Source organism: Streptomyces sp. NPDC045431 (assembly GCF_040646655.1).
In the GTDB taxonomy this organism is placed as follows: Bacteria; Actinomycetota; Actinomycetes; order Streptomycetales; family Streptomycetaceae; genus Streptomyces.
In genome coordinates this window covers 191,256-218,046 of record NZ_JBEZAQ010000011.1, presented here as the reverse complement: position 1 = coordinate 218,046, position 26,791 = coordinate 191,256, and the positions used below count along the sequence as shown (strand labels likewise).

Annotated in this window: 27 protein-coding genes; 16 read left to right on the top strand and 11 right to left on the bottom strand. The window is 71.8% G+C overall.

Translation table 11 applies throughout. The features are described from left to right. Position 1: 1 nt before the first annotated feature. From AB0A69_RS22740 to AB0A69_RS22685, 12 genes are all read left to right on the top strand, one after another. Positions 2–61 carry a putative leader peptide gene (locus tag AB0A69_RS22740; RefSeq protein WP_361424838.1) on the top strand — a complete coding sequence of 20 codons (60 nt, stop codon included), beginning with the start codon at positions 2–4 and terminating at the stop codon, positions 59–61. A 126-nt stretch (positions 62–187) separates the two neighbouring features. Then, positions 188–1,885, top strand: a complete 1,698-nt coding sequence (locus tag AB0A69_RS22735) for a nitrite/sulfite reductase (protein WP_361424814.1) — start codon at positions 188–190, stop codon at positions 1,883–1,885. Next, complete coding sequence (locus tag AB0A69_RS22730; protein ID WP_361424811.1) at positions 1,882–2,061, top strand: hypothetical protein; 180 nt, start codon at positions 1,882–1,884, stop codon at positions 2,059–2,061. The genes AB0A69_RS22735 and AB0A69_RS22730 overlap by 4 nt, the downstream gene beginning before the upstream one ends. Further along, entirely contained in the window at positions 2,058–2,759 is a 702-nt protein-coding gene (locus AB0A69_RS22725) for a phosphoadenylyl-sulfate reductase (RefSeq protein ID WP_361424808.1), read from the top strand. Before AB0A69_RS22730 ends, AB0A69_RS22725 begins: the two co-directional genes overlap by 4 nt. Further along, positions 2,759–3,316: an adenylyl-sulfate kinase gene (cysC, locus tag AB0A69_RS22720; protein ID WP_361424805.1), complete on the top strand. Its 558-nt coding sequence runs from the start codon at positions 2,759–2,761 to the stop codon at positions 3,314–3,316. Before AB0A69_RS22725 ends, cysC begins: the two co-directional genes overlap by 1 nt. Beyond that, on the top strand, positions 3,313–4,254 hold the full coding sequence (gene cysD / locus AB0A69_RS22715) for a sulfate adenylyltransferase subunit CysD (protein ID WP_361424802.1): 942 nt from the start codon (positions 3,313–3,315) through the stop codon (positions 4,252–4,254). Before cysC ends, cysD begins: the two co-directional genes overlap by 4 nt. Positions 4,255–4,256: 2 nt before the next feature. Continuing rightward, complete coding sequence (locus tag AB0A69_RS22710; protein ID WP_361424799.1) at positions 4,257–5,591, top strand: GTP-binding protein; 1,335 nt, start codon at positions 4,257–4,259, stop codon at positions 5,589–5,591. 229 nt (positions 5,592–5,820) lie between these two features. Next, positions 5,821–6,936: an aliphatic sulfonate ABC transporter substrate-binding protein gene (locus AB0A69_RS22705; RefSeq protein WP_361424796.1), complete on the top strand. Its 1,116-nt coding sequence runs from the start codon at positions 5,821–5,823 to the stop codon at positions 6,934–6,936. A gap of 64 nt (positions 6,937–7,000) precedes the next feature. Continuing rightward, positions 7,001–7,792, top strand: a complete 792-nt coding sequence (locus tag AB0A69_RS22700; RefSeq protein ID WP_361424793.1) for an ABC transporter ATP-binding protein — start codon at positions 7,001–7,003, stop codon at positions 7,790–7,792. Further along, on the top strand, positions 7,779–8,678 hold the full coding sequence (locus AB0A69_RS22695; protein ID WP_361424790.1) for an ABC transporter permease: 900 nt from the start codon (positions 7,779–7,781) through the stop codon (positions 8,676–8,678). The genes AB0A69_RS22700 and AB0A69_RS22695 overlap by 14 nt, the downstream gene beginning before the upstream one ends. A 5-nt stretch (positions 8,679–8,683) precedes the next feature. Then, positions 8,684–9,418 carry a sirohydrochlorin chelatase gene (locus tag AB0A69_RS22690; protein ID WP_361424787.1) on the top strand — a complete coding sequence of 245 codons (735 nt, stop codon included), beginning with the start codon at positions 8,684–8,686 and terminating at the stop codon, positions 9,416–9,418. 42 nt (positions 9,419–9,460) lie between these two features. Next, on the top strand, positions 9,461–10,321 hold the full coding sequence (locus tag AB0A69_RS22685) for an aldo/keto reductase (protein ID WP_361424784.1): 861 nt from the start codon (positions 9,461–9,463) through the stop codon (positions 10,319–10,321). Here AB0A69_RS22685 and AB0A69_RS22680 read toward each other — a convergent pair. The 4 genes from AB0A69_RS22680 to AB0A69_RS22665 all read right to left on the bottom strand — a co-directional run bounded on the left by AB0A69_RS22680 (position 10,314) and on the right by AB0A69_RS22665 (position 13,326). After that, a complete protein-coding gene (locus AB0A69_RS22680) occupies positions 10,314–10,703 on the bottom strand; it encodes a nuclear transport factor 2 family protein (protein WP_361424781.1) in 390 nt (129 codons plus the stop codon). The genes AB0A69_RS22685 and AB0A69_RS22680 overlap by 8 nt on opposite strands. Further along, positions 10,696–11,265, bottom strand: coding sequence for a DUF1697 domain-containing protein (locus AB0A69_RS22675; protein WP_361424778.1), 570 nt, complete (start codon positions 11,263–11,265; stop codon positions 10,696–10,698). The genes AB0A69_RS22680 and AB0A69_RS22675 overlap by 8 nt, the downstream gene beginning before the upstream one ends. A gap of 76 nt (positions 11,266–11,341) precedes the next feature. Further along, positions 11,342–12,544, bottom strand: a complete 1,203-nt coding sequence (locus AB0A69_RS22670) for a S8 family serine peptidase (protein WP_361424775.1) — start codon at positions 12,542–12,544, stop codon at positions 11,342–11,344. 350 nt (positions 12,545–12,894) lie between these two features. Next, positions 12,895–13,326 carry a hypothetical protein gene (locus tag AB0A69_RS22665; RefSeq protein WP_361424772.1) on the bottom strand — a complete coding sequence of 144 codons (432 nt, stop codon included), beginning with the start codon at positions 13,324–13,326 and terminating at the stop codon, positions 12,895–12,897. Between the two features lie 446 nt (positions 13,327–13,772). Here AB0A69_RS22665 and AB0A69_RS22660 point away from each other — a divergent pair, with 446 nt between their 5' ends. Beyond that, positions 13,773–14,201 (top strand): VOC family protein, encoded by a 429-nt coding sequence (locus AB0A69_RS22660; RefSeq protein WP_361424769.1) that lies wholly within the window; start codon positions 13,773–13,775, stop codon positions 14,199–14,201. A 114-nt stretch (positions 14,202–14,315) separates the two neighbouring features. Here the strand turns inward: AB0A69_RS22660 and mgt are convergent, their stop codons facing one another. From mgt to AB0A69_RS22640, 4 genes are all read right to left on the bottom strand, one after another. Further along, positions 14,316–15,515, bottom strand: a complete 1,200-nt coding sequence (mgt, locus tag AB0A69_RS22655; RefSeq protein WP_361424766.1) for a macrolide-inactivating glycosyltransferase — start codon at positions 15,513–15,515, stop codon at positions 14,316–14,318. A gap of 55 nt (positions 15,516–15,570) precedes the next feature. Further along, positions 15,571–16,869: a sugar ABC transporter substrate-binding protein gene (locus AB0A69_RS22650; protein WP_361424763.1), complete on the bottom strand. Its 1,299-nt coding sequence runs from the start codon at positions 16,867–16,869 to the stop codon at positions 15,571–15,573. Further along, complete coding sequence (locus tag AB0A69_RS22645; protein ID WP_361424835.1) at positions 16,869–17,648, bottom strand: carbohydrate ABC transporter permease; 780 nt, start codon at positions 17,646–17,648, stop codon at positions 16,869–16,871. The genes AB0A69_RS22650 and AB0A69_RS22645 overlap by 1 nt, the downstream gene beginning before the upstream one ends. A gap of 302 nt (positions 17,649–17,950) precedes the next feature. Beyond that, a complete protein-coding gene (locus AB0A69_RS22640; protein ID WP_361424760.1) occupies positions 17,951–18,832 on the bottom strand; it encodes a sugar ABC transporter permease in 882 nt (293 codons plus the stop codon). Positions 18,833–19,081: 249 nt separating this feature from the next. Here AB0A69_RS22640 and AB0A69_RS22635 point away from each other — a divergent pair, with 249 nt between their 5' ends. Together AB0A69_RS22635 and AB0A69_RS22630 are read left to right on the top strand one after the other, a co-directional pair. After that, entirely contained in the window at positions 19,082–19,933 is an 852-nt protein-coding gene (locus tag AB0A69_RS22635) for an aminoglycoside phosphotransferase family protein (RefSeq protein ID WP_361424757.1), read from the top strand. A 41-nt stretch (positions 19,934–19,974) separates the two neighbouring features. Then, positions 19,975–20,823: an alpha/beta fold hydrolase gene (locus AB0A69_RS22630; protein ID WP_361424754.1), complete on the top strand. Its 849-nt coding sequence runs from the start codon at positions 19,975–19,977 to the stop codon at positions 20,821–20,823. A 7-nt stretch (positions 20,824–20,830) separates the two neighbouring features. Here the strand turns inward: AB0A69_RS22630 and AB0A69_RS22625 are convergent, their stop codons facing one another. Next, positions 20,831–21,565: a 3'-5' exonuclease gene (locus AB0A69_RS22625; RefSeq protein ID WP_361424751.1), complete on the bottom strand. Its 735-nt coding sequence runs from the start codon at positions 21,563–21,565 to the stop codon at positions 20,831–20,833. Between the two features lie 119 nt (positions 21,566–21,684). Next, complete coding sequence (locus AB0A69_RS22620; RefSeq protein WP_361424748.1) at positions 21,685–22,926, bottom strand: SAV2148 family HEPN domain-containing protein; 1,242 nt, start codon at positions 22,924–22,926, stop codon at positions 21,685–21,687. A 414-nt stretch (positions 22,927–23,340) separates the two neighbouring features. Between AB0A69_RS22620 and glgX the strand changes: the two genes are divergently transcribed. Beyond that, positions 23,341–25,545 (top strand): glycogen debranching protein GlgX, encoded by a 2,205-nt coding sequence (glgX, locus tag AB0A69_RS22615; RefSeq protein WP_361424745.1) that lies wholly within the window; start codon positions 23,341–23,343, stop codon positions 25,543–25,545. Here glgX and AB0A69_RS22610 read toward each other — a convergent pair. After that, positions 25,542–26,756 carry an MFS transporter gene (locus AB0A69_RS22610; RefSeq protein WP_361424832.1) on the bottom strand — a complete coding sequence of 405 codons (1,215 nt, stop codon included), beginning with the start codon at positions 26,754–26,756 and terminating at the stop codon, positions 25,542–25,544. The genes glgX and AB0A69_RS22610 overlap by 4 nt on opposite strands. Between the last annotated feature and the right edge of the window lie 35 nt (positions 26,757–26,791).

Sequence of the window (26,791 nt, the reverse complement as noted above, 5' to 3'; positions counted from 1 at the left end):
GGTGAGTCGGCGGCACGTCGACCTCGGCCGCATGTCCAGCGCCATCTGTCCGGTGAGCTGAGCCCAGCAGCACCACCGCGATCCCCGAACCCCCGCAATCCACTGCGCACCGCCGCGCCGCGCCTTGTGCCGCGCGCGAGTGTGCAGGTCAGAGCCGCCCTCCTGCAGTCCCGAAGGACGTATCGTCATGGCCTCCACCCCGGAAACGCCCGCCTCCGCCACGCCCCGCCGCAAGCCCGGGCGGCACCGTGGTGAGGGTCAGTGGGCCAGGGGCCACTTCACGCCCCTCAACGGCAACGAGCAGTTCAAGAAGGACGACGACGGTCTCAACGTGCGGACACGCATTGAGACGATCTACTCCAAGGCCGGCTTCGACTCGATCGACCCCAACGACCTGCGCGGCCGCATGCGCTGGTGGGGCCTGTACACCCAGCGCAAGCCCGGGATCGACGGCGGCAAGACCGCGATCCTGGAGCCGGAGGAGCTGGACGACGAGTACTTCATGCTGCGCGTCCGCATCGACGGCGGCCGGCTGACGACGCAGCAGCTGCGGGTGATCGGCGAGATCTCGCAGGAGTTCGCGCGCGGCACCGCCGACATCACGGACCGGCAGAACATCCAGTACCACTGGATCCGCATCGAGGACGTGCCCGAGATCTGGCGCCGCCTCGAAGAGGTCGGCCTGTCCACGACCGAGGCGTGCGGTGACACCCCGCGTGTCATCCTCGGCTCCCCCGTCGCCGGCATCGCCGAGGACGAGATCATCGACGGCACCCCCGCCATCGACGAGATCCACCGCCGCATCGTGGGCAACAAGGACTTCTCCAACCTGCCCCGCAAGTTCAAGTCGGCGGTCTCCGGCTCCCCGCTGCTCGACGTGGCGCACGAGATCAACGACATCGCCTTCGTCGGCGTCGAGCACCCCGAGCACGGCCCGGGCTTCGACGTCTGGGTCGGCGGCGGCCTCTCCACCAACCCCAAGATCGGTGTGCGGCTCGGCACCTGGGTCTCGCTCGACGAGGTCCCGGACGTGTACGAGGGCGTCATCTCGATCTTCCGCGACTACGGCTACCGCCGGCTGCGCAACCGCGCCCGCCTGAAGTTCCTCGTCGCCGACTGGGGTGCGGAGAAGTTCCGCCAGGTCCTGGAGGACGAGTACCTGAAGCGCAAGCTGTCCGACGGCCCCGCGCCCGCGCAGCCCGTACAGCAGTGGCGCGACCACGTCGGTGTGCACCGGCAGAAGGACGGCCGCTTCTACGTCGGCTTCGCGCCGCGCGTCGGCCGTGTCGACGGCGCCACGCTCACCAAGATCGCCGAGGTCGCGGAGGCGCACGGCTCCGGCCGGCTGCGTACCACCGTCGAGCAGAAGATGATCGTCCTCGACGTCGAGGAGGCGCAGGTCGAGCCGCTGGTCTCCGCTCTGGAGGCGCTGGACCTCACCGTCACGCCGTCGCCGTTCCGGCGCGGCACGATGGCCTGCACCGGCATCGAGTTCTGCAAGCTGGCCATCGTCGAGACCAAGGCGCGCGGTGCCTCGCTCATCGACGAGCTGGAGCGCCGCATCCCGGACTTCGACGAGCCGATCACCATCAACATCAACGGCTGCCCCAACGCCTGCGCCCGTATCCAGGTGGCGGACATCGGTCTCAAGGGCCAGCTGGTCCTGGACGACGACGGCAACCAGGTCGAGGGCTACCAGGTCCACCTCGGCGGCGCGCTGGGCCTCGAGCCCGGCTTCGGCCGCAAGGTGCGCGGTCTGAAGGTGACCTCGGACGAGCTGCCCGACTACGTCGAGCGGGTCCTCAAGCGCTTCCAGGCGGAGCGCGAGGACGGCGAGCGCTTCGCCACCTGGGCGGCGCGCGCGTCGGAGGAGGCCCTCTCATGAGCGAGCGCGCGGCGCCGTTCTACTGCCCGTACTGCGGCGACGAGGACCTGCGGCCCAGCGAGACCGGGCACGGCACCTGGGAATGCGCGGCGTGCAATCGAGCCTTCCAGCTGAAGTTCCTCGGGCTGCTGGCCCGGGGGGTTCAGCGCAACGACGGCGGAGGGGAAACGTCATGACGGCGGTTCAGAGCAAGGAAGAGCTGAAGGCGCTCGCCGAGCAGGCGGGCCGTGACCTCGAAGAGGCCACGCCCCTGGAGATCCTGACGTGGGCGGCCGAGACGTTCGGCAAGCGCTTCTGCGTCACCTCCTCCATGGAGGACGCGGTCGTCGCCCACCTCGCCTCCCGCGCCTTCCCGGGCGTCGACGTCGTCTTCCTCGACACCGGCTACCACTTCCCGGAGACCATCGGCACCCGTGACGCCGTGGACGCCGTGATGGACGTCAACGTCATCACGCTGACCCCGCGCCAGACGGTGGCCGAGCAGGACGCCGAGTACGGCCCGAAGCTGCACGACCGCGACCCGGACCTGTGCTGCGCGCTGCGCAAGGTCAAGCCGCTCGAAGAGGGCCTGACCGCGTACGACGCGTGGGCGACCGGGCTGCGCCGCGACGAGTCCCCGACCCGGGCGAACACCCCGGTCGTCGGCTGGGACGAGAAGCGCCGGAAGGTCAAGGTGTCGCCGATCGCCCGCTGGACGCAGGACGACGTGGACGCGTACGTCGCCGAGCACGGCGTCCTGACGAACCCGCTGCTGATGGACGGGTACGCCTCCGTCGGCTGCGCGCCCTGCACGCGCCGGGTGCTGGAGGGCGAGGACGCGCGCGCCGGCCGCTGGGCGGGGCGCGCCAAGACCGAGTGCGGGCTGCACGGCTGATGACGACTGTGGGAGAAGAGAACGTGACTGGGGCCACCATCTGGCTCACCGGGCTGCCGAGCGCCGGCAAGACCACCATCGCGTACGCGCTGGCGGACCGGCTGCGCGGCGAGGGCCACCGCGTCGAGGTGCTGGACGGCGACGAGATCCGCGAGTTCCTCTCGGCGGGCCTCGGCTTCAGCCGTGAGGACCGGCACACCAACGTGCAGCGGATCGGCTTCGTCGCCGAGCTGCTGGCGTCGAACGGCGTGAAGGTCCTGGTGCCGGTGATCGCCCCGTACGCGGACAGCCGTGAGGCGGTGCGCAAGCGCCACCAGCAGGAGGGCACCGGGTACGTCGAGGTGCACGTGGCCACGCCCGTCGAGGTGTGCTCGGAGCGCGATGTGAAGGGCCTGTACGCCAAGCAGGCGGCGGGCGAGATCAGCGGCCTGACCGGCGTCGACGACCCGTACGAGGAGCCGGACTCCCCGGATCTGCGTATCGAGTCCCAGAACCAGACCGTGCAGGAGTCCGCGGCAGCGGTCCATGCGCTGCTCACCGAAAGGGGTCTCGCGTGACCACCACCGCTGCCAACGCCCTCGACGAGGCGACCGACACCCCGTACGCCCTGAGCCACCTGGACGCACTCGAGTCCGAGGCGGTGCACATCTTCCGCGAGGTGGCGGGCGAGTTCGAGCGGCCGGTGATCCTCTTCTCCGGCGGCAAGGACTCCATCGTCATGCTGCACCTGGCGCTGAAGGCGTTCGCCCCCGCGGCGGTCCCCTTCTCGCTGCTGCACGTGGACACCGGGCACAACTTCCCCGAGGTCATCGAGTACCGCGACCGCACGGTCGAGAAGCACGGGCTGCGGCTGCACGTCGCCTCCGTGCAGGAGTACATCGACGCCGGCAAGCTGCGCGAGCGCCCCGACGGGACGCGCAACCCGCTGCAGACGGTGCCGCTGACCGAGGCGATCCAGCAGCACCGCTTCGACGCCGTGTTCGGCGGCGGGCGCCGCGACGAGGAGAAGGCGCGCGCCAAGGAGCGGGTGTTCTCGCTGCGCGACGAGTTCTCGCAGTGGGACCCGCGCCGCCAGCGCCCCGAGCTGTGGCAGCTCTACAACGGCCGCCACGCGCCCGGCGAGCACGTGCGCGTCTTCCCGCTGTCCAACTGGACCGAGCTGGACGTGTGGCAGTACATCGCCCGCGAGAACATCGAGCTGCCCGAGATCTACTTCGCGCACGAGCGCGAGGTGTTCCTGCGCAACGGTATGTGGCTGACCGCCGGCGAGTGGGGCGGCCCGAAGGACACCGAGACGGTCGAGAAGCGGCTCATCCGCTACCGCACCGTCGGCGACATGTCCTGCACCGGCGCGGTGGACTCCGACGCCACCACGCTGGACGCCGTGATCGCCGAGATCGCCGCCTCCCGGCTCACCGAGCGGGGCGCGACCCGTGCCGACGACAAGCTGTCCGAGGCCGCGATGGAAGACCGCAAGCGCGAAGGGTACTTCTAACCATGACCAGCACCACCGAGCAGCTCAGCGCCACCACGCTGCTGCGCTTCGCGACCGCGGGCTCCGTCGACGACGGCAAGTCGACCCTCGTCGGCCGGCTGCTGCACGACTCCAAGTCGGTCCTCGCCGACCAGCTGGAGGCCGTCGAGGCCGCGTCCATCAAGCGCGGCCAGGAGGCACCGGACCTGGCGCTGCTCACCGACGGCCTGCGTGCCGAGCGCGAGCAGGGCATCACCATCGACGTCGCGTACCGCTACTTCGCCACGCCCCGGCGCCGGTTCATCCTGGCCGACACCCCGGGCCACGTGCAGTACACCCGCAACATGGTCACCGGCGCCTCCACCGCCGAGCTGACCGTGATCCTGGTCGACGCCCGCAACGGCGTCGTCGAGCAGACCCGCCGCCACGCGGCCCTCGCGGCGCTGCTGCGCGTCCCGCACGCCGTCCTCGCCGTCAACAAGATGGACCTGGTCGGGTACGAGGAGTCCGTCTTCGCCGCGATCGCCGAGGAGTTCACGGCGTACGCGACCGAGCTGGGCGTCCCGGAGGTCACCGCGATCCCGATCTCGGCGCTCGCCGGGGACAACGTGGTGGAGCCGTCGGCGCACATGGACTGGTACGGCGGTCCGACCGTCCTGGAGCACCTGGAGACGGTGCCGGTCAGCCACGACCTGACGGGCTGCCACGCGCGCTTCCCGGTGCAGTACGTGATCCGCCCGCAGACCGCCGAGCACCCCGACTACCGGGGGTACGCCGGCCAGATCGCGGCCGGTACCTTCCGGGTCGGCGAGCAGGTGAAGGTCCTGCCCTCCGGGCGTACGTCGACGATCACCGGGATCGACCTGCTGGGCGAGCCGGTGGACGTGGCGTGGACCCCGCAGTCGGTGACGCTGCTGCTCGCGGACGACATCGACATCTCGCGCGGCGACCTGATCGTGCCCGCCTCGGACGCGCCCGCCACCACGCAGGACGTCGAGGCGACCGTGTGCCACGTCGCCGACCAGCCGCTCACCGTGGGGCAGCGGGTGCTGCTCAAGCACACCACCCGCACGGTCAAGGCGATCGTCAAGGACATCCCGTCCAAGCTGACGCTGGACGACCTCTCCCAGCACCCGGCGCCGGGGCAGCTCGTCGCCAACGACATCGGCCGCGTCCGGGTCCGTACGGCCGAGCCGCTCGCGCTCGACGCGTACGCCGACTCGCGCCGTACCGGTTCCTTCCTGCTGATCGACCCGGCCGACGGCACCACGCTCGCGGCCGGCATGGCGGGCGAGTCCTTCGCCGGGGCCAAGGCGGCCGCGGCCGTCGAGACCGACGACGAGGGCTGGGACTTCTGACGTGACCACAACCGACGTCTACGCGACCTTCGCCAAGGAGGGCGGCCGGGTCGGCAGCGGCTCCCTCGGCGCGGGAACCGGGGGTGTCGCGCGATGTGCCCGATGACGCCGCGCCCGCTCCCGTACCACGCGTACCGCCGAAGAACGACGACACCGCCGACTTCCCGGCCGCGCCCCTGACGACGATCAGGAGGGCGTAGCGCCGGGCCGACGAGAGGAACGCCCTCCCGTGCCTGCCACCATCCGCGTCACCGCCCTGCGCCTGCGCCGCCGCTTCGCCGCGGCGATCGCCCTGCCGCTGCTGTTCGGCACGCTCGCCTCCTGCGGCTACGGCTCGCAGGCCCCGAAGGAGACCCGGGCGGAGGCCAAGGGCGAGAAGCTCTCGGCCGACCGGGTGCGGCTCGGGTACTTCCCGAACCTCACCCACGGCACGGCTCTCGTGGGTGACCAGGAGGGCTTCCTCCAGAAGGAGTTGGGCGGCACCCGGCTGGACGTGTCGCTCTTCAACGCGGGCCCGTCCGCGATCGAGGCGCTCAACGCCGACTCGATCGACATCGGTTTCATCGGCCCCTCCCCCGCGATCAACGGCTACACCAAGTCCAAGGGCGGCAACCTGCGCATCATCGGCGGGGCGGCCTCCGGCGGGGTCAAGCTGGTCGTGAACCCGGAGAAGATCAAGACCCTGGACGACGTCAAGGGCAAGAAGATCGCGACCCCGCAGCTGGGCAACACGCAGGACGTCGCCTTCCTCCACTGGGCCGCCACGAAGGGCTGGAAGGTCGACTCGCAGAGCGGCCAGGGCGACGTCTCGGTGGTCCGTACGGACAACAAGGTGACGCCGAACGCCTACCAGACCGGCGCCATCGACGGCGCCTGGGTGCCGGAGCCGACCGCGTCGAAGCTGGTCAGCGAGGGCGCGAAGGTGCTGCTCGACGAGTCGGCGCTGTGGCCCGGGAAGAAGTTCGTGATCACGAACATCGTCGTCTCGCAGAAGTTCCTCAAGGCGCACCCGGACGTCGTCGAGGCGGTGCTGCGCGGTGTGGTGAGGACGAACGACTGGATCAACGCCAACCCCGACAAGGCGAAGGCGTCCGCGAACGCCAAGCTGAAGACCATCACGGGCAAGCCGCTGGGCGCGGACGTGATCGACGCCGCCTGGCCGTCGATCCAGTTCGTCGACGACCCGCTGGCCGCCACCCTCAAGGCGCAGGCCGACCACGCGGTGCAGGCGGGTCTGCTGGAGAAGCCCGACCTGAACGGCATCTACGACCTGGGGCCGCTCAACAAGGTCCTCAAGGCCGAGGGCAAGCCCGCGGTCGCCGACGCCGGTCTCGGCGTCAAGTGAGACCGGCCCGCCTCTCCCCCGCACCCGCACCCGCTCTGAACGACTCTTCCAGGAGGTGACGACCATGGCCACCACGCTCGCCAAGGCCGAGGACCGTACCGCGGTGACCACGCACGCCGCCCGTCTCGAGCACGTCTCGAAGTCCTTCACCACCCCGGCCGGGCGGCAGCTCGTCCTCGACGACATCTCGCTCGACGTCGCGCCGGGCGAGTTCGTGACCCTCCTGGGCGCCTCGGGCTGCGGCAAGTCCACGCTGCTCAACCTGGTCGCGGGGCTCGACCGGCCGTCCGCGGGGTCGATCGACACCCCGGGCGGGCGGCCGGCGCTGATGTTCCAGGAGCACGCGCTCTTCCCGTGGCTGACGGCGGGCAAGAACATCGAGCTGGCACTGCGGCTGCGCGGCGTCCCGAAGAACGAGCGGCGCGACGAGGCGGAGCGGCTGCTGGAGCTCGTCCGGCTGAAGGGCTCGTACGGCAAGCGGGTGCACGAACTGTCCGGCGGCATGCGGCAGCGCGTGGCGCTGGCGCGGGCGCTCGCGCAGGACAGCGACCTGCTGCTGATGGACGAGCCGTTCGCGGCGCTGGACGCCATCACCCGGGACGTGCTGCACGACGAGCTGACCCGGATCTGGAGTGAGACGCGGCTGTCGGTGCTGTTCGTCACGCACAACGTGCGCGAGGCGGTACGGCTGGCCGAGCGCGTGGTGCTGCTGTCGTCCCGTCCCGGGCGCATCGCCCGGGAGTGGGAGATCGGCATCCCGCAGCCGCGCCGCATCGAGGACGCCGCGGTGGCGGAGCTGTCCATCGAGATCACCGAAGAACTGCGTGGGGAGATCCGCCGTCATGGCCAGCACTGATACGACGACCGTCACGAAGGGCGCCCGGTCCGACGACCTCGCCGGTCTGGAGGCGGGTCTCGACGCGCTGGACGCCGTGCAGGTGGCGCGGACCCCGGTGCGCGACGTCCTGCTGAAGAAGGTGCTGCCGCCGCTGCTGGCCATCGCGCTGGTGCTGGTGGTGTGGCAGTTGCTGGTGTGGGCGAAGGTCACGGACGAGTACAAGCTCCCCGCGCCGTCCGCCGTGTGGGACAGCCTGTCCACCATGTGGCTGCAGGGCACGCTCTTCGACGTGCTGTGGACCAGCGTGTCGCGGGCGCTGCTGGGCTTCCTGATGGCGCTGGCGATCGGTACGCCGCTGGGTCTGCTGGTCGCCCGGGTGAAGTTCGTGCGGGCGGCGATCGGGCCGGTGCTCTCGGGGCTCCAGTCGCTTCCGTCGGTGGCGTGGGTGGCTCCCGCGGTGCTCTGGATCGGCCTCAACGACTCGATGATGTACACGGTGATCCTGCTGGGCGCCGTGCCGTCGATCGCCAACGGCCTGGTGGCGGGCGTCGACCAGGTGCCGCCGCTGTTCCTGCGGGCCGGGCGGACGCTCGGCGCGACCGGGCTGCGGGGCGCCTGGCACATCGTGATGCCGGCCGCGCTGCCCGGCTACCTGGCCGGCCTGAAGCAGGGCTGGGCGTTCTCGTGGCGGTCGCTGATGGCCGCCGAGATCATCGCCTCCTCGCCCGAGCTGGGCCTGGGTCTCGGCCAGTTGCTGGAGCACGGGCGCAACAACATCGACATGCCGGGGATCTTCCTGGCGATCATCCTGATCCTGGTCGTCGGCATCGCCATCGACCTGCTGATCTTCAGCCCCCTGGAGCGGGCCGTGCTGCGCAGCCGCGGCCTGCTGGTGAAGAGCTGATCCCCATGAACGATCCCGTCCTGCTCGTCATCGCCCACGGCAGCCGCGACCCGCGGCACGCCGCGACCGTCCACGCCCTGGTGCGGGCGGCGGGCGCGCTGCGCCCGGGGCTGCGGGCGGAGACGGCGTTCCTGGACTTCAACGTCCCGTCGGTACCGGCCGTGCTGGAGCGGCTGGCGGCGGAGGGGGCGCGCGAGGTGGTCGCGCTCCCGCTGCTGCTGACGCGCGCCTTCCACGCGAAGGCCGACATCCCCGCCGTACTGCGCGAGGCCCCTCCGTCGCTGCGTGTGCGGCAGGCGGAGGTCCTCGGCCCGTCGCCGCTGCTCCTGGCGGCGGTGGAGCGGCGGTTGTACGAGGCGGGGCTCACCCCCGCCGACAAGGGCTCGACCGGGGTCGTCCTGGCCTCGGCGGGCTCCACGGACCCGGAGGCGATCGCAGTGATCGCAGAAACGGCGCGGGAGCTGCGGCGCACTGGTTGGTGTGCCGTGCGGCCTGCGTTCGCCTCCGCATCTCTTCCCAGGACCGAGGACGCGGTACGGGCGCTCCGCGCCGACGGGGTGCGCCGCGTGGCGGTGGCGCCGTACGTCATCGCGCCCGGCCGCCTGCCGGACCGCATCGCCGAGGGCGCGGCCGGGGCGGACGTCCTCGCCGATGTGCTGGGCCCGTCACCGGAGCTGGCGCGGCTGCTGGTCGAGCGGTACGACGGGGCGCGCGCGGAGGAGCGGGCGGCCGCGGCGTAGGGAACCCGCGGCGCCCCGCGGGTCGCACCGTACAGTGGCGTCGTGATCTCGGAGACGTTCAGGCTCGGCGGCGACCTGCCCGTACGGCGGCTCGGCTTCGGTACGGCGCAGTTGACCGGTCCCGGTTACTGGGGGCCGCGCGGTACGCGCGCGGACGCGGTCGCGGTGCTGCGCCGGGCGGTCGAGCGGGGCGTCACGCTCATCGACACGGCCGACAACTACGGTCCCGGCCTCGCCGAGGAGTTGGTGGCCGAGGCGCTGCATCCGTACGCGTCGGGCCTGGTCGTGGCGACCAAGGGCGGTGTGGTGCGCACCAGCGACAGCGCCTGGCACGTGGCGGGCCGCCCCGAGCAGCTGCGCGCGATGTGCGAGGCGAGCCTGCGGCGGCTGCGTACGGAGACGATCGACCTGTACCAACTGCACCGGCTCGACCCCGAGGTGCCGTTGGAGGAGCAGCTCGGGGCGCTGGCGGAGCTGCGGCGGGAGGGGAAGATCCGGTACGTCGGGCTGGACACGGTGTCCGCCGGGCAGCTGGAGCGGGCGCTCGCGCTGGACGTGGTCCCGGTCGCGTCCGTGCAGAACCGTTTCAACCTGCTCGACCGGTCCTCGGAGGCCGTCCTGCGGGTGTGCGAGGCGCACGGCCTGGCGTTCCTGCCGTGGTTCCCGCTGGCGAACGGTTCCCTGACCGGTTCCCCGGCGGCCGGCCTCGACGCGGTCGCCGCCCGGCACGGCGCCACCCGTGGCCAGATCGCCCTGGCGTGGCTGCTGCACCGCTCACCGGTCCTGCTGCCCACCCCGGGCACCGGCTCGCTCGCCCATCTCGACGAGAACCTCGACGCCGCGTCCGTACGCCTGGACGCGGACGATCTGGCGCGGCTGGACGGGCTCGCCGCCGCTAGCTGAACGGCGTGCCCTGGTGGAAGTAGAGCAGCCAGCCCCGGCCGGTGCGGCGCCACACCGAACTGCGGTGGGTCCAGTGGCCGTTGCGTTCGGTGTCGAAGGTCAGGTGCACCACGTCGTCGGCCAGCTGCACGCCGCGCATGCGCGAGGTGGTGAGGGGCGCGGACGGCGAGGCGTCGTCCGCGGTGGCCGTGGTGATCTCGGCGATCATGGAGGCCCGGTCCCAGTGGCGGCCGGACCTGCCGAACTCGTGGAAGTCCGGGTGCAGCAACGCCGCGAAGAGGGCGGGGTCGCTGCGTACGGCGGGGTCGAGCAGGCGGAGTTCCCCCTCGATCGCCGCCGCGACCGCCGGGGTGTGGTCGCGGTCCCGGGCGCGGTCAGTCACGGGTGAGCTCCACCAGTTTGACGACGGTGTTCCAGTTGCGGGTGGTGCCGATGATGCCCTTGGTGAGGGCCGGGCGTCCGAGCGCCTCGGCCAGTTTGGAGCGGCCCAGGCCCTCGGGGGCGTACAGGTAGAGCGCCCGGTCGCCGATCCGGAACTCCTCGGGCAGGAAGGCGGCTTGGTCGAGCGCGGCGAACCGCTCCGGGCCGACCCGCTCGGAGAAGAAGGTGACGTGCAGCTGCTTGCCCTCCAGCTCGGCGGCGGGGAAAGGGCAGGCGTCGGCGATGGCGCGCAGGTACGTTCCCTCACGGACGACGCAGTCGACGGGGAAGCCGAAGTGCTTCTCGACGGCCCGCTCCAGCCGGACGCGGAGCGCCTCCTCGCCGTCCTCGACGTCCTCGCCGTCGTCGGATCCGCTGCTGAAGACCGCGTTGCCACTCTGCAGATACGTCTGTACGTCACCGAGTCCGAGCCCCGCGAGCACCGTGCGCAGCTCGGCCATCGGAACCTTCCGGTGGCCGCTGACATTGATGCCGCGCAGCAGCGCGGCGTACCTCGTCGCCATGAGCACACCATAGGACGGCCGCCGTGCCCCGTGGGGGAGGGCACGGCGGCCGCCGGTCAGGGGCTCCGCGGAGCTGCTACTCGACGATCTTCAGCAGCTTGTTGGGGGTGGAGCCGGTGGGGTTGGAGATCTTGCCGGGCGTGGCGCCGTCGACGAGGGCCTTGGCGACCTGCTCCGGGGTGGCGTCCTTGTGGCCCGCGAGATAGACGGCGGCGGCGCCGACGACGTGGGGCGTCGCCATGGAGGTGCCGGAGATGGTCTTGGTGCCCTCGTCGCTGTCGTTCCAGGCGGAGGTGATGTCGGAGCCCGGGGCGTAGAGGTCCACGACCGCACCGTGGTTGGAGAAGTCCGACTGCTGGTCGTCCTTGGTGGAGGAGGCCACGGTGATGGCCTCCTGGACGCGGGACGGGGAGCCCTGGCCGGCGTCCTGGGACTCGTTGCCGGCGGCCACGCCGAAGGTGACGCCGGCGGCGATGGCCTTGCGGACGGCCTCGTCGAGGGCCTCGTCGGCGCCGCCGCCGAGGCTCATGTTGGCGACGGACGGGCCCTGGTGGTTCTTGGTGACCCAGTCGATGCCCGCGACGACCTGCTCGGTGGTGCCGGAGCCGTTGTCGTCGAGGACGCGTACGGCGACGATCTTCGCCTTCTTCGCGACGCCGTGGGCGGCGCCGGCGATGGTGCCGGCGACGTGGGTGCCGTGGCCGTTGCCGTCGTCGGCATCGTTGTCGTTGTCGACGGCGTCGAAGCCGGAGACGGCGCGGCCCTCGAAGTCCTTGTGACTGACGCGGACGCCGGTGTCGATGACGTACGCGGTGACGCCCTCGCCCGCGCCGTCGGGGTAGGTGTACGCGCTGTCGCCCGCGGTGTCGGCCTGGTCGACGCGGTCGAGGCCCCAGGACGGCGGGTTGGCCTGCGTGGCGTCGATGGTGAACTTCTTGTTCTGGACGACCTTGGCGACGGCCGGGTCGGCCGCCAGTCGCTTGGCCTCGGTCTCCGAAAGCCCGTTGGCGGAGAAGCCGTTGACGGCCGAGCTGTACGCGCGCTGGAGCTTGCCGCCGTACTCCTGCGCGAGCTTCGCCTTGTCCGCCTTCTCGTCCAGCAGGACGATGTAGCTCCCGGCGACGGCGCCTTCGGCGCCCAGGCCGTACACGGTGCCCTCGGCCGCGGCCTCGGGCGCGGTACCGGCGGAGGCGTGGGGCGCGCTGAGGGCGGTCACTCCGGCGACGGCGGCGATGGCCGCGGCGAGCTTGATCCGGCGGGCGCGCTTGTGGGTGGTCATGAAGAGGGGTCTCCTCGTCATCATTTGTGGGGGGATTGACCTCCGGACGGAAGATCTCCGGGGGTTGGTTCGAAACCCTGACCGATTGACGCGCCTAGATCAAGAGCTTCATACGCCTGTGACTTACTCAACAAGTGTTCGTAATGAGAAATGGGGGCAAGTCGAGTAAAGCGGTCTGCTTGAATCCTTTACGACCCCATCGACTTCACGAGACCTCCACGAAAGGTCCGCAGGCCAGAGGGCCTCCTTCGCCCCAACTCCGCGCCGGGATCGAGGCGTTCGCCGACCACACCGGGCGTGCGGCCTGGCGCGAGCCGGAGCTCCGGCGCTCAGCAGGAGCCGGAATATCCTCACGGTTCCGGAATGAAGGCGGGGTCGATGCCCATCGCGGCCACGCCCTCGCGCACGGAGCGGTCGAACCGCTTGATCTCCGCCACGAGAACGCCCCAGGCGACGGGTGCGGTCCAGAAGTCCGGCGAGAAATCCGAGCCGATGCGCCAGCCCTCAGCGGAGTTCACCATGCGGATCAGCCCTGGTTCCGCCTGCATCGAGTCGAGCGCGAAGTCCGCATGGCCGGCATCCGGGCTCCGGAGCCAGAGCGCCAGGTGGTACGCCAGCTCGGCCACGGGGAACGCCTCCTCGGACCACACCTCACGCCCTGACTCCCGGATGGACAGCTCCGCCTCGATGTCGAGGAGCAGCACCTCCGCGGGTGCCTCCCCCGGGGTGAGCCCGCGCCGTGGCAGGTCCGACAGTCCGAAGTTCCGGCACACGAACCGCACCGCCCGGCCTCCATGAGAGCTGAGGCCCGCTGAACGTCCAGGCCGACCAAATGCGGACAACCGTACCAACGGGCTCCAGGCGTGCCACCGAGCCCTCCCCGAGCCGGACGGTACGGACGCCGACTCGGCTCGTCAGCGGCTGGGCCCGACCCCGCGCACCTACGTCTCTACCGCGGGCCCCGGGCCGTCGACGCGTTGCGGGTCTCGGTCCGAAAGGCCACCTGTCTGCGAGGGAGGGCGGCGGCGTCCCGTCGTCACGCACAAAGGCGCACGCCCATCAGCAACCGCGTCCGCCATGGGTGCCACAGCGCCCGGAGGAGGTGTTGGGCTGTCGCCCGCCGGTACTCCTCACCGTGCGCCACAGTGCGTCGAGCGACTGGGATCATGCGAAGCACCGTCGGACGGCAGCGTGTTGGGGAGATGGAGCACCTTGCTATGGTGCGCCGATGTCATCGATCAAGGAGTTCCAGGTCACCTTCGACTGCGCGGAACCCGAGCGCGTCGCTCGTTTCTGGTGCGAGGTGCTGGGGTACGTCGTGGCTCCTCCGCCGAAGGGGTTCGCCTCGTGGGAGGCTTTCGATCGCTCTCGGCCTCCTGAGCGGCGGGGTGCGGCGTTCGCCTGCGTCGACCCCTCGGGGGCGGGTCCGCGCCTGTTCTTCCAGCGCGTTCCCGAAGGGAAGGTCGTCAAGAACCGGGTACATCTCGACGTGCGGGTCGCCACCGGGCTCGTGGGTGAAGAGCGCCTGGCCAAGCTCGAGGCCGAGTGCGCACGACTGGTCGCGCTCGGCGCGGTTCACGTGCAGACGCTGTATGACGGCAATGAGGCGTGCATCCCGATGCTGGACATCGAGGGCAACGAGTTCTGTCTCGACTGAGCGCCCCTGCCCCGGCACCTCGGGACCCGCGCCCAGGGGCCCCGCGCCCCGCGCCCTTCGCCCTTCGCCCTTCGCCCTTCGCCCTTCGCCCTTCGCCCTTCGCCCCGGCAAGGGTCACGCCATCGGCAGCTCCGCCTCGATGAGGTCCGCCGCGCGCGGCGTGCCGCCCTCGGTCGACATCTGCCGGCGGATGGTCTCGGCGCGCGCGGCGACCCGGGGGTCGGCGACCAGGTCGAGCACGGCCGTGCGCAGGGCGTCGGCCGTGGCGTCGGCCATCGGGAGGTGGCGGGCGACGCCGAGGGACTCCAGCATGTCGGCGTTGCCGAACTGGTCGACGGCCTGCGGGACCGCGACCATCGGCGTGCCCGTCGCGAGGCCCTCCTGGCAGCCGCCCGCACCCGCGTGGGTGATGAACGCGTCGGCCTGGCGCAGGATCGCCAACTGGGGCACCCAGTCGTGGACTTCGATGGTGTCCGGTACGTCACCGAGTTCGGCCGGGTCGACGTACTTGCCGATCTGGAGGACGACGTGCCACCCGGGCAGGTCGCCGAAGGCCTTGACGCACTCCCGGTAGAAGTCCGGCTGCTTGGTGAACGTCGAGCCCAGCGACACCAGCAGGACCTTCTCCGCGCCGGCCGGCCGCTGCCAGTCGCCCTGCTCTACGCGGTCGTCCCGGCAGGCGCCGACGAAGGTGAACACGGACCCGTCGACCCGGTCGGCGTGGGGCTGGAGCGCCTTGGGGATCAGGACGACCGCCTTGCGGGGCCGGGATATCAGCCGGTCGGGGTGGGTGTCGACGCCGTTCTCGGCGAGCCATGCCTCGAAGCGGGCGTAGTACGCCTTGCCGCGCTCGGACGCCTTGAGGTCCGCGAACATCGGCTCCGCGACCTCCTCCTCGTACCCCTCCCAGGGGACGAGGTTCGGCCACAGGGATACGGCGGGGACGCCCCACCGGTGGGCGAGGACGGGCGCCGGATAGGAGGTGATGTCGTGGAGGACGAGGTCCGGTTCGTCGCCGTCGAACGCCGCGGCGAGCTGCGGGAGGACGTGGATGGCGTCGTCGAGGAACGGCTCGATGTTGTCGATCAGTTCCGTCCCCCAGGCCTCCGGGTCGCCGTCCGTCGGCAGGGTGGAGGTGTAGACGACCGGCTCGGCGCCGGTGGCGGCGACCTTGTCCGCGAAGGAGGCGGGGATCGCGTAGCTGACGCGGTGGCCCCGGGCGACGAGCTCCCGGATGACGTCGAGGCTGGGGTTCACATGGCCGTGGGCGGCGATGGAGAACATGGCGATGTGGGCGCGGGCGACTGAGGTCATGCCCCCACCATAGGCGAGACGAGACGTCTCGTGCAACTTCGACTTTCCAGTCGGCCTATCTCTGGTAGCGGGCCAGCACCAGGTTCCCGTCCCGCACCAGACGTTTCTCCAGTTCCTCGACGTCGATGGCGCCGCTGTAGTACTCCTGGAACGCGGGGGTGGCGACCTTGTCCTTCCACTCCGGATACCCGCGTACCGACTGCGCCGGAGCCGGACGCAGGTGCTCCGCGAGCGCCACGCCGGTCGCCCAGCCGTCCTTCGCGGTGTGCAGCGACGGGTCCCCGAGCGCCTGCGTCCCGGTCGGCAGCATCCAGTCGCCGCGCGCCAGGCGGACCATGTTGCGCGGCTGCAGCAGGAAGTCGATGAAGCGCGCGGCCTCCTTCTTGTACGGACTGTCCTCGGCGATCGACAGGGTCTGCGGACTGACCCCCTGGGCGAGCCCGCCCTCCCCCGCCGGCGCGGGCAGCACCATCCACTCGAAGCCCTCGGGCGCCTGCTGCGCGATCTGCTGGCGGTACGAGAAACCGAGCGGCACCATCGCGTACCGGCCGCCGAAGAAACCGGGCAGGGTGTCCGAGCCGCCCATGCCGAGGGTGGAGCGGGGCGCGGTGCGGTCGGCGGTGATCTGGTCGTGGACGGTGCCGGGCATGACGGCGTCGCCGTCGGTGAAACGGATGCGGACCTTGCCGTCGCCCTCGCGGTGGAAGAGCCGACCGCCCGCCGACAGGCCCAGGTTGAGGGAGACGGAGACCGGCTCCTTCAGCGGCCAGGCGACGGCGTACCGGCCCTCCCCCATCGTCGCCGTGAGGTCGCGCGCGACCTGGCGGAACTCCTCCCAGCTCCACGGTTTCGCGGGCGTGGGGATGCGGACGCCCGACGCCTCCAGGAGCTTCTTGTTCGCCATGATCACGCGCGGCTCCTGGAGGAACGGCACGCCGTACACGCCGCCGCCGAAGGTCGTCGTCTGCCAGCTGCGCTCGGGTATGTCCGCCGTCAGGCGGTCGGGCAGCAGGCCGCGCAGGTCGGCGAGGTAGCCGCCGTAGGCGAAGTCGGCGAGGTCGTCGGAGGCGTCGTGGATGACGTCGGGCGCCTCGCCGCCCTCGAAGGAGGTGAGGAGCTGGTCGTGGACGCTGTCCCAGCTGCCCTGGACGTACCGCACCTGGACGTCGGGGTGGGCGGCGTTCCACTCCGCGACGAGCTGTTTGTTGGCCTCGACCGACTCCTGCTGCCAGGCGAGGGACTGGAAGCGCAGCACGATGCGCCCGGGCGTGCGGTCGGCTCCGCCGCCGGAACAGCCGGCCAGCAGCAGCCCGAGCGCGGCGACCACGGCGATGACGGTCCGTCGCGGATCCATCAGGACTTCACCGCCCCGGCGAGCATGCCGCCCGTGATCCGTTTCTGGATGACGGCGAAGACGACCAGCGACGGCAGCGTCGCGAGGAACGCGGCCGCGGCGAGCGGGCCGAGGTCGGCGACGCCCTCCGCGCCGAGGAAGTGGGTGAGGACGACCGGCAACGTCTGCTTCTCCGGGGTCTTGAGCAGGACGAGCGCGAAGAAGAACTCGTTCCACGCGGTGATGAAGGCGAAGAGCGCGGTGGCGACGATGCCGGGCGCCAGCAGTGGCGCGGTGACCGAGACGAGCGTACGGAGCCGGCCCGCCCCGTCGACGGCGGCCGCCTCCTCCAGCTCGGCCGGCACGGCCCGTACGTAACCCGCCAGCATCCACAGCGCGAACGGCAGCGACCACACCACGTACACCATGACCAGCCCGGGCAGCGTGTTGATCAGCTGCAGTTTCTTCAGCACCAGGAAGAGCGGAATGATCACCAGGACGAACGGGAACGCCTGGCTGACCACGACCCACCCGGTGGCGGCGGCCGAGAGTCTGCCGCGGTGCCGCGCCATGACGTAGGCCATGGGCGTGGCGAGGGCGACGGTGATCAGGGCGGCGCCGAGCGCCGCCGTCAGGCTGTTGGCGGCGGCCTGGAGCAGGGGCTGTTCGCCGAGGGCCTGCCGGAAGTTGGCGAGGGTGGGGTCCTCGGGGATCCAGGTGGGGTGCAGGGAGCCGAGCTCGCGGGCGGGCTTGAAGGCGGTGGAGACCAGCCAGAGGAAGGGGAAGGCGAGGAAGACCAGGTACGCGAGGAGGGCGGCGTACTGCCCGGCCCGGCCGGCCCGCCGGGACCGCCGGACATGGCCGGCCGGGGCGGTACGCCGGAACCGGCCGGCATGACCGGCATGGCCGACATGGCCGACATGGCCGACATGGCCGGCCGGGGCGCCCGCACGGTGCGCACGTCCGAGCCGGGCGGCCACGCCCCGGACCCGCCCGAGCCGACCACCCGCCTTCCGGGCCCCTCCGGGCCGCGCACCCGCACCGTGGCCCCCTCCGGGCCGCGCACCCGCGCCGGGGGCGCCGAAATCCGTGCGTGCATCCCTCACCGCTCCTCGCCTCCCCTCAGCCGCCCCACGAGATACAGCGCCAGGAGTACGGAGATGACGGCGACCATCACGCAGCCCATCGCCGCCGCGTAGCCGAACTGCCCGTAGCGGAAGGCCTCCTCGTAGGCGAAGAGCATGGGCAGCCGGGTACGGCCGCCGGGACCGCCGCTGGTCAGGACGTACACCAGCGCGAAGGAGTTGAAGTTCCAGATGAAGTTGAGCGCGGTGATGGCGAGGGCGACGGGCCTCAGCGCGGGCCAGGTGACGGTTCGGAACCGGCGCCACGCGCCCGCGCCGTCGAGGGCCGCCGCCTCGTGGAGTTCGCGCGGGGTGTTCTGGAGCCCGGCGAGCAGCGCGACCGTCGTCTGCGGCATGCCCGCCCAGATGCCGACGAGGATCACCGCGGGCAGCGCGGTGGCGAGGCCGGTGAGCCAGGCCCGGCCGTCACCGAGGCCCAGGTCGCGCAGGGTCTCGTTGAGGACCCCGGCGTCCGGGTGGTAGACCAGCCGCCACATGATGCCGACGACCACCTCGGGCATGGCCCAGGGGATGATCGCGAGCGCCCGCGCCAGCCAGCGGAAGCGGAGATTCTGGTTCAGCAGCAGGGCGAGGCCCAGGGCGAGGAAGAACTGCGGAACGGTGACGCCCAGCGCCCAGAGCAGCCCGATGCGGAACGACTCCCAGAAGAGCGTGTCGTGCAGCAGGTCCTGGAAATTGAGCGTGCCGACCCAGCGCGTGGCCTGGGTGCGCCCGGACTGGGCGTCCGTGAAGGCCAGAGCGATGCCGTAGAGGAGGGGGCCGACGCTGAGCACCAGGATGGGGATCAGGGCGGGCAGGACCAGGAACCAGGCCCCGTGGTCCAGGGGCCGGCGCCGCACCGGTCGGCGCTCCGACCGACGTGGGGGTCCGCCCGCTTTCCCACCGGACCGCTCCGTCGCGGTGGCCAATGTCACGGAATCGCCCCCTTTGTAAAGGTGAGCCAGCCTTGCGTCATCGTCCTGAGGGGCAGTCGGTTCGTCAAGCGGGCCTGCGCGAATGCGAGACTGTGCCGTTCGGAACGGATGCGGAACGGATGCGAACGGCACCGACGGGTACGGCCGTGTACAGCCGTGTACAGGAGGGACGCCATGGACGAGGCGCGGGCGCGCGAGGTCCTGGACGCCGCCGGAGTGGAGCCGGGGGCGGCACTGCTGGCGCTGGGTGAGAACGCGGTCTTCGCCGCGGGTGACCTGGTGGTCAAGGTGGGCCGCGGCGCCGAGTTGCTGGAGCGGGCCGCGCGGGAGGTGGCCGTCGCCTCCTGGCTGGAGCAGTCGGGTATCCCGGCCGTACGGGCCGCCGAGCCGAAGCCCCGGCTGGTGGAAGGCCACCCGGTGACCGTCTGGCACCGGCTGCCGGACGCCGTGCGCCCGGCCGAGCCCAGGGACCTCGCGCCGCTGCTGCGCCGCGTCCACGCGCTGCCCGAACCGGCGTTCGGGTTGCCGCGCCGTGACCTGCTCGGCGGGGTCGAGCGCTGGCTGCGCCTGGCGGGTGACGCGATCGACCCGGCGGACGCGGAGTACCTGCGGGAGCGGCGCGACGGTTTCGCGTCGGCGGCGGCCGCCCTGATCCCGCGCCTGGCGCCGGGCCCCGTCCACGGTGACGCGCTCACCCGCAACGTCCACGTCGGCCCGGACGGCCCGGTCCTGGTCGACCTGGAGACCTTCTCGTCGGACCTGCGGGAGCACGATCTGGTGGTGCTCGCCCTCTCCCGGGACCGGTACGGGCTCGACCCGGCGGCGTACGACGCCTTCACCGCGGCGTACGGCTGGGACGTACGCGAGTGGGAGGGGTGTGCCGTGCTGCGCGGCGCGCGGGAGACGGCGAGCTGCGCCTGGGTCGCCCAGCACGCCCCCACCAACCCGAAGGCGCTCGCGGAGTTCCGCCGCCGGGTGGCGTCGCTGCGGGAGGGCGACCCCGGGGTGCGCTGGTACCCGTTCTGACATGATGGTGATCAACTCCCTTCCCCGACCGGAGGCTTGCGATGCGGGTGGAACTCGGCGAAGTGGCGCTGGAGGTGCAGGACAGCGGGGTGGCGACGACGGACGGCCGCGCCCCCGTCCTGCTCGTGCACGGCTTCCCGGACAGCCATGACCTCTGGCGCCACCAGGTGGCCGCGCTGAACGCCGCCGGCTACCGCACCATCGCCCCCGACCTGCGCGGCTTCGGCGGCTCCGACCGCCCGGAGGGCATCGAGGCGTACGCCCCCGGCCACTTCGTGGCCGATCTGGTCGAGTTGCTCGGCCGGCTGGACGTCGACCGCTTCCACCTGGTCGGGCACGACTGGGGCTCCGGCATCGCGCAGGGGCTGGCCGGGACGGTCCCGGACCGGGTGGCGAGCCTGTCCCTGCTGTCGGTGGGGAACCTGGGCGGGATGCTGTCGGCCGGCTGGGAGCAGCTGGCCCGTTCCTGGTACATGCTGCTGTTCCGCATGGAGGGGCTCGCCGAGGAGTGGCTGTCCCGCGACGACTTCGCGAACCTCCGCGAGATGCTCGCCGAGCACCCCGACCGCGACGAGAGGGTCGAAGCGCTGCGTGAGCCGGGCGCGCTGACCGCCGCACTGGCGCTGTACCGCACGGGCCTGCCGCCCGAGGTGCTGTTCGGTCCGCCGCTGGAGCTGCCGCCGCTCCCGGGCCCGGTCCTGGGCGTGTGGAGCACGGGCGACCGGTTCCTCACCGAGCAGTCGATGACCGGCACGGAGAAGTACGTGGACGGCTCCTGGCGGTACGAGCGGGTCGAGGGCGCCGGTCACTGGCTCCCATTGGACGCCCCGGAGCGGGTCAACGAGCTGCTGCTCGACTTCCTGGCCGAGCACGGCTCCCCGGAGCGCTGACGCGCGCTCAGCCCGCAGCGGGCGCGGCCGCCGGCGCCAGGTCGCGCAGCGGCCACGCCGGGTCTATGACGGCGTCGGCCGTGCCCTTGCGGCGCAGGAAGCTCTGGAAGTCGGCGGCCCACTCCGCGTACCAGCGGATCTGCCGCTCGTGCAGCTCCGCCGCCGTCAGCGCCCCGACCGGGGCGTGCCGCTCCGCTATCGCGCAGGCCACCAGCACGGCCGCCAGCGCGTCCGCGGCCGCCTCGTGGGCGCCGTCCAGCGCGACGCCGTACTCCCCGCAGACCGCCTCAAGGTTCCGCTTGCCGCGGCGGTACCGGTCGACGGCGCGGTCGATGGTGTACGGGTCGACCACCGGACCGATCGGCGCGCCGCCCAGCCGTTCGGCCAGGCCCGGCAGCCCGTGCCGCCGCAACTCGGCCGTCAGGAGCGTCAGGTCGAAGGCGGCGTTGTACGCCACGACCGGCACGCCGCGCGACCAGTAGCCGACGAGGGTGTCGGCGAGCTCGTCGGCCACCTCGCGGGCGGGGCGGCCCTCGGCCGCGGCGCGCTCACTGCTGATGCCGTGGATCGCCGAGGCCTGGGCGGGGATGAGGATGCCCGGATCGGCCAGCCACTCGCGGCGCACCACCGTCTCCCCGCCCCGTACCTCCACGATCGCGGCCGTCACGATGCGCGCTTCGAGCGGCTCCGTGCCCGTCGTCTCCAGGTCGAAGCCGACCAGCGTCTCCCCGTGCCAGCCCATGCTGAACCTCCTTGTGGTGCGGTGGTGCGCCCCCGTGCGGTGCACTCCCCCCGTCGCGTCTTGGTCTTCACCTTCGCACGCACCACTGACAATCGGCCGGGACGAACCGGGACCGCAGGTCAGGAGACCGGGCGCGAGTCGGCCCACACCGACTCGAACTCCTCGCGGTAGGTCTCGAACAGCCCGTGGTCCGGCTCGGTTCCCGAGGTGACGACCGGTCGCCGGCCGCCGCGCAGCACCAGGACCGGCGCCTCCATGCCCCGGGCCCGGCGCAGGTACGTCTGGACGACGCCGACGCCGTCCGGGCCGTCCCCGTCGACCAGGTACGCGGTAAAGCGGGGCGTCTCGTCGAAGACCTGGATCTCGAAGGCGCCGGGGTCGCGCAGCCGGGACCGGACACGCCGCATGTGGAGGATGTTCATCTCCACCGAGCGACTCAATTCGCCCTTTTTGATCCCCAATTCCCTTTCGCGCCGTTTAACGGCGCTGCTGGCCGGGTTGAGGAAGAGCAGCCGTATCCGGCAGCCCGACTCGGCGAGCCGCACCAGCCGCCGCCCGGAGAAGTTCTGCACCAGCAGGTTGAGGCCTATGCCGATGGCGTCGAGGCGCCGCGCCCCGCCGAAGAGGTCCTCGGCCGGCAGCTGCCGCTGGAGCCGCACCCGGTCCGGGTGGACCGAGACCACGTCCGCGTACCGGTCGCCGACGAGGTCCTCCACCGCGTCGACGGGCAGCCGGTGCGCGGACGGCACGCCCGCGCCGCCGCCCAGGATCTCCAGCAGCCGGGCGGATGCCCGCTCGGACTGGTCGAGCACGGTGCGCGACAGCGCCCGGTTGCGGGAGACCACGTTGCGCGTGACCTCCAGTTCGTCGAGGGCGAGCTCCACCTCGCGGCGGTCGTCGAAGTACGGCTCGAAGCAGGGCCAGTGCTGGACCATCAGCTCGCGCAGCTGCGGCAGCGTGAGGAAGCTGAGGACGTTGTCGTCGGCGGGGTCCAGGAGGTAGCCCTTGCGGCGGGAGACCTCGCGCACGGCGACGGCGCGCTGCACCCACTCCTGCCCGGCGGGCCCGGCCGCGGCCACCACCCAGTCCTCGCCGTGGACCGGCTCGTAGATGGGCCGCAGCACGGCGGCCACCACCGCGCGCAGCCGCTGTTCGACGAGATTCAGCCAGATGTACGCGCGCCCCGCCCGCTGGGCGCGGGTACGCACCTCGTTCCAGGCCTCCGCACCCCAGTCCAGCTCCGCACCGATCTCCATCGGCCGGGCGAGTGAGACCGCGCCGGGCGGGACATCAGCGGGGTCAGTGGAGTCCCCCTCATGACCTGCGTCACCTGGGGGCAGCTCCAACCCTCCCGAGCTCACCCGCGCACCGCCTTCAGCTCTCCGGACACCCGTCTCCAACGATCAAGGAAGGGTACTCCGGGAGCGGGAGCCGGTGCAGCCGGATGCACAGGCTCTTTTCCCAACGTCCGCTTCGGAACCGGCCGTTCCGGGGCCGCCGCCCGGACGGAGTGAGCGGATTCATAATGGTCGCGTCCATGCCCGGCCGCCGCCCGGCCGCCCCGGCGGCCCCCGCGCACCGGTCGCACTCCCCTCAGCGCTCCGGGCGACACGCCGGAACGCGAGGTTGACCCGGGCAACCGCGCACCTCCCGCCACACCGGCCCCGGGCCCACCGGACACGGCCACCGCAGTCCTATGCGCTCGCTCCACTTTCGTGGAGGATCTGGCTCGAACCATCCCCAGAACCCGGATCAGAAGTGGAAGAGTCTTATCTATGCAGGTCTGGCCGGGACAGGCGTATCCCCTCGGCGCCACGTACGACGGCGCCGGAACCAACTTCGCGGTCTTCTCCGAGGCCGCCGACCGAGTCGAGCTGTGCCTACTGCACGACGACGGCTCAGAAACCGCGGTGGAGCTGCGCGAAACCGACGCGTTCGTACGGCACGCGTACCTGCCCGGCGTGATGCCGGGCCAGCGGTACGGGTTCCGGGTCCACGGACCGTACGCGCCGGAGCGCGGGCAGCGCTGCAACTCCGCGAAACTGCTCCTCGACCCGTACGCGCGGGCGGTCGCCGGCGCCATCGACTGGGGTGAGGCGGTGTACGGCTACCACTTCGGCAGGCCGGACTCCCGCAACGACCTCGACTCGGCGCCGCACATGATGGCGTCGGTCGTGGTCAACCCCTACTTCGACTGGGGCGACGACCGCCCGCCGCGTACCGACTACCACCGCACGGTGATCTACGAGGCCCATGTGAAGGGCCTGACGATGCTCCATCCGGCCCTCCCGGAGGAGCTGCGCGGTACATACGCGGGGCTCGCGCACCCCGCCGTGATCGAGCACCTGACCGAACTGGGGGTGACAGCGCTTGAATTGATGCCGGTCCACCAGTTCGTCAACGACCACCGGCTGGTGGACTCCGGGCTCGCGAACTACTGGGGCTACAACACCATCGGCTTCTTCGCGCCGCACAACGCCTACGCCTCCTGGGGCGACCGGGGCCAGCAGGTGCTGGAGTTCAAGTCGGCGGTGCGCGCGCTGCACCAGGCGGGCATCGAGGTCATCCTCGACGTGGTGTACAACCACACGGCCGAGGGCAACCACCTGGGCCCGACGCTCTCCTTCCGGGGCCTGGACAACGCCTCGTACTACCGCCTCGCCGACAATCCCCGGTACTACATGGACACCACGGGCACCGGGAACTCGCTGCTGATGCGCTCGCCGCACGTACTGCAGCTGATCATGGACTCGCTGCGGTACTGGGTGACGGAGATGCACGTCGACGGGTTCCGCTTCGACCTGGCGGCGACGCTGGCGCGGCAGTTCCACGAGGTGGACCGGCTGTCGTCGTTCTTCGACCTGGTGCAGCAGGACCCCGTGGTCAGCCAGGTGAAGCTGATCGCCGAGCCGTGGGACGTCGGCGAGGGCGGCTACCAGGTGGGCAACTTCCCGCCCCTGTGGACCGAGTGGAACGGCAAGTACCGGGACACCGTACGGGACCTGTGGCGGGGCGAGCCGCGCACGCTCGCGGAGTTCGCCTCGCGGCTGACCGGCTCCTCGGACCTCTACCAGGACGACGGCCGGCGCCCGCTGGCCTCGGTCAACTTCGTGACCTGCCACGACGGCTTCACGCTGCGCGACCTCGTCTCGTACAACGACAAGCACAACGAGGCGAACGGCGAGGGCAACCGCGATGGCGAGAGCTACAACCGCTCGTGGAACTGCGGTGTGGAGGGCGGGACCGACGACGAGGGCGTGCGCGAGCTGCGCATGCGCCAGATGCGCAACTTCATCGCCACCCTGATGCTGTCCCAGGGGGTGCCGATGCTGAGCCACGGCGACGAGTTCGGGCGTACGCAGGGCGGCAACAACAACGCCTACTGCCAGGACAACGAGATCGCCTGGGTGCACTGGCCCGATCCGGGACCTGAACCGGGGTCCGAACCGGGGTCCGAACCGGGGTCCGAACCCAAGTCCGAACCCGGGTCCGGGGAAGAACCCGCGCTGAACGCGGAGGAGGCCAGGTCGCTGCTGGAGTTCACCCGTTCGATGGTGTGGCTGCGGCGCGACCACCCGGTCTTCCGGCGCCGCCGGTTCTTCCACGGGCGGCCGGTGGAGGGCACGCACGACGAGCTGTCGGACATCGCCTGGTTCACCCCCGAGGGTGAGGAGATGGGGGTACGCGACTGGCAGGCGGCACACGCGAAGGCCCTGTCGGTGTTCCTGAACGGCAGCGCCATCTCCGAGCCGGGCCCGCGCGGGGAGCGGATCGCGGACGACTCCTTCCTGCTGATGTTCAACGCGAGCGCCGAGGAGCTGGAGTTCGCCGTTCCGGTGAACCACGGGCGCCAGTGGCAGGTGATCGTGGACACCGCCGTCCCGGAGGGCATCGAACCGGGCCAGGGCGCCAAGCTGGCCGCGGGCGACCGGCTCACACTGATCGGCCGCAGCCTGACGGTCCTGCGCCGGCCGGCCTAGGCGGTTTCCGTGACGACGGGGGCGGGGGCAGCCGGGGTACGGGGCCGGGTGCGGACCGTCCAGGACAGCACCGCACAGGCCACCGCCCCGGCCGCCGCCACCGCGAAGGCGGCGGCCGGGCCGTAGGTGTCCGCGAGGCGTCCGGACAGGGCCAGCGCCAGCGCCTGGCCGCCGACGATGCCGCTCGTCAGGAAGGCCATGCACTCGGCGAGGCGGCCGGGCGGGACGATCCGCTCCGTGAGGCCGAAGACGGTGATCAGGTGCGGGGCGTACGCGACGCCGAGCACGACCACCGCGGCGTACAGCGACCAGAGCGCGTCCACGAAGAGCAGCGGGACGGAGAGCGCCACCAGGGCGACGGTGGCCGCCCGCCAGCGTACGGTCAGGCCGATGCGGGAGGGGACGGCGGCCATCGCGAGCCCGGCCGCCGCGCTCATGACGCCCATCGCGGCGTAGACGAGCCCCGCCTGGGCGGGCTGCCCGAGCCTCTCGGTGAGGGCCGTGATCCCCGCCTGGGAGGCGCCGAACATGGCGCCCTGGAGGACCATCGTCACGCGCAGCGCGTGCGTGGCGCCCGGCAGCTTCGTACGGTCCCGGCCCGCGCGGGCGGTGACGGCCCCGACCTTCGTCGCCGTCGGGTGCAGCGCGAAGGCGGTGCCGCACACCGCGAGCAGCCCCGAGGCGACGAGCAGCGCCGCCGCCGGGTGCGCCAGGGCGGCGGCGAGGCCCACCAGGGCGGGGCCCAGCACGAACGACACCTCGTCCACCGTGCCCTCGAAGGACAGCACCGCGCCCACCGTCCGGTCGTCGGCCCCGGCCCGCCGGGCCAGCGCGACCGAGCGGGTCCTGGCCAGCGGCCCCACCTGCGGCACCGTCGCCCCGGCGAGCGCCCCGAGCACCACCAGCCAGCCCGTCGCGGCCTGCGCCAGGGCGGCGGCCACCAGCGCGGCGACGGCCGCGGCGTTGGCGAGGGAGGCGACGAGCACCACGCCCCGCTGGCCGTGCCGGTCGGCGGCGCGGCCCAGCAGGGGCCCGGCGACCGTCTGTCCGGCGGCCAGCGCCCCGCCCGCGAGCCCGGCGGTGGTCAGGGAGCCGCTGGTCTCGGCGACCAGCAGGAGGCTGCCGAGCTGGCACATGGCGGTGGGCAGCCGTCCGAGGAAGGACACCACCGGGAGCAGGGGCCCTATGAGGGCGATGACGTCGCGATACATCCGGAACATCACGCGAACGTAACGTAGCGTCGGAC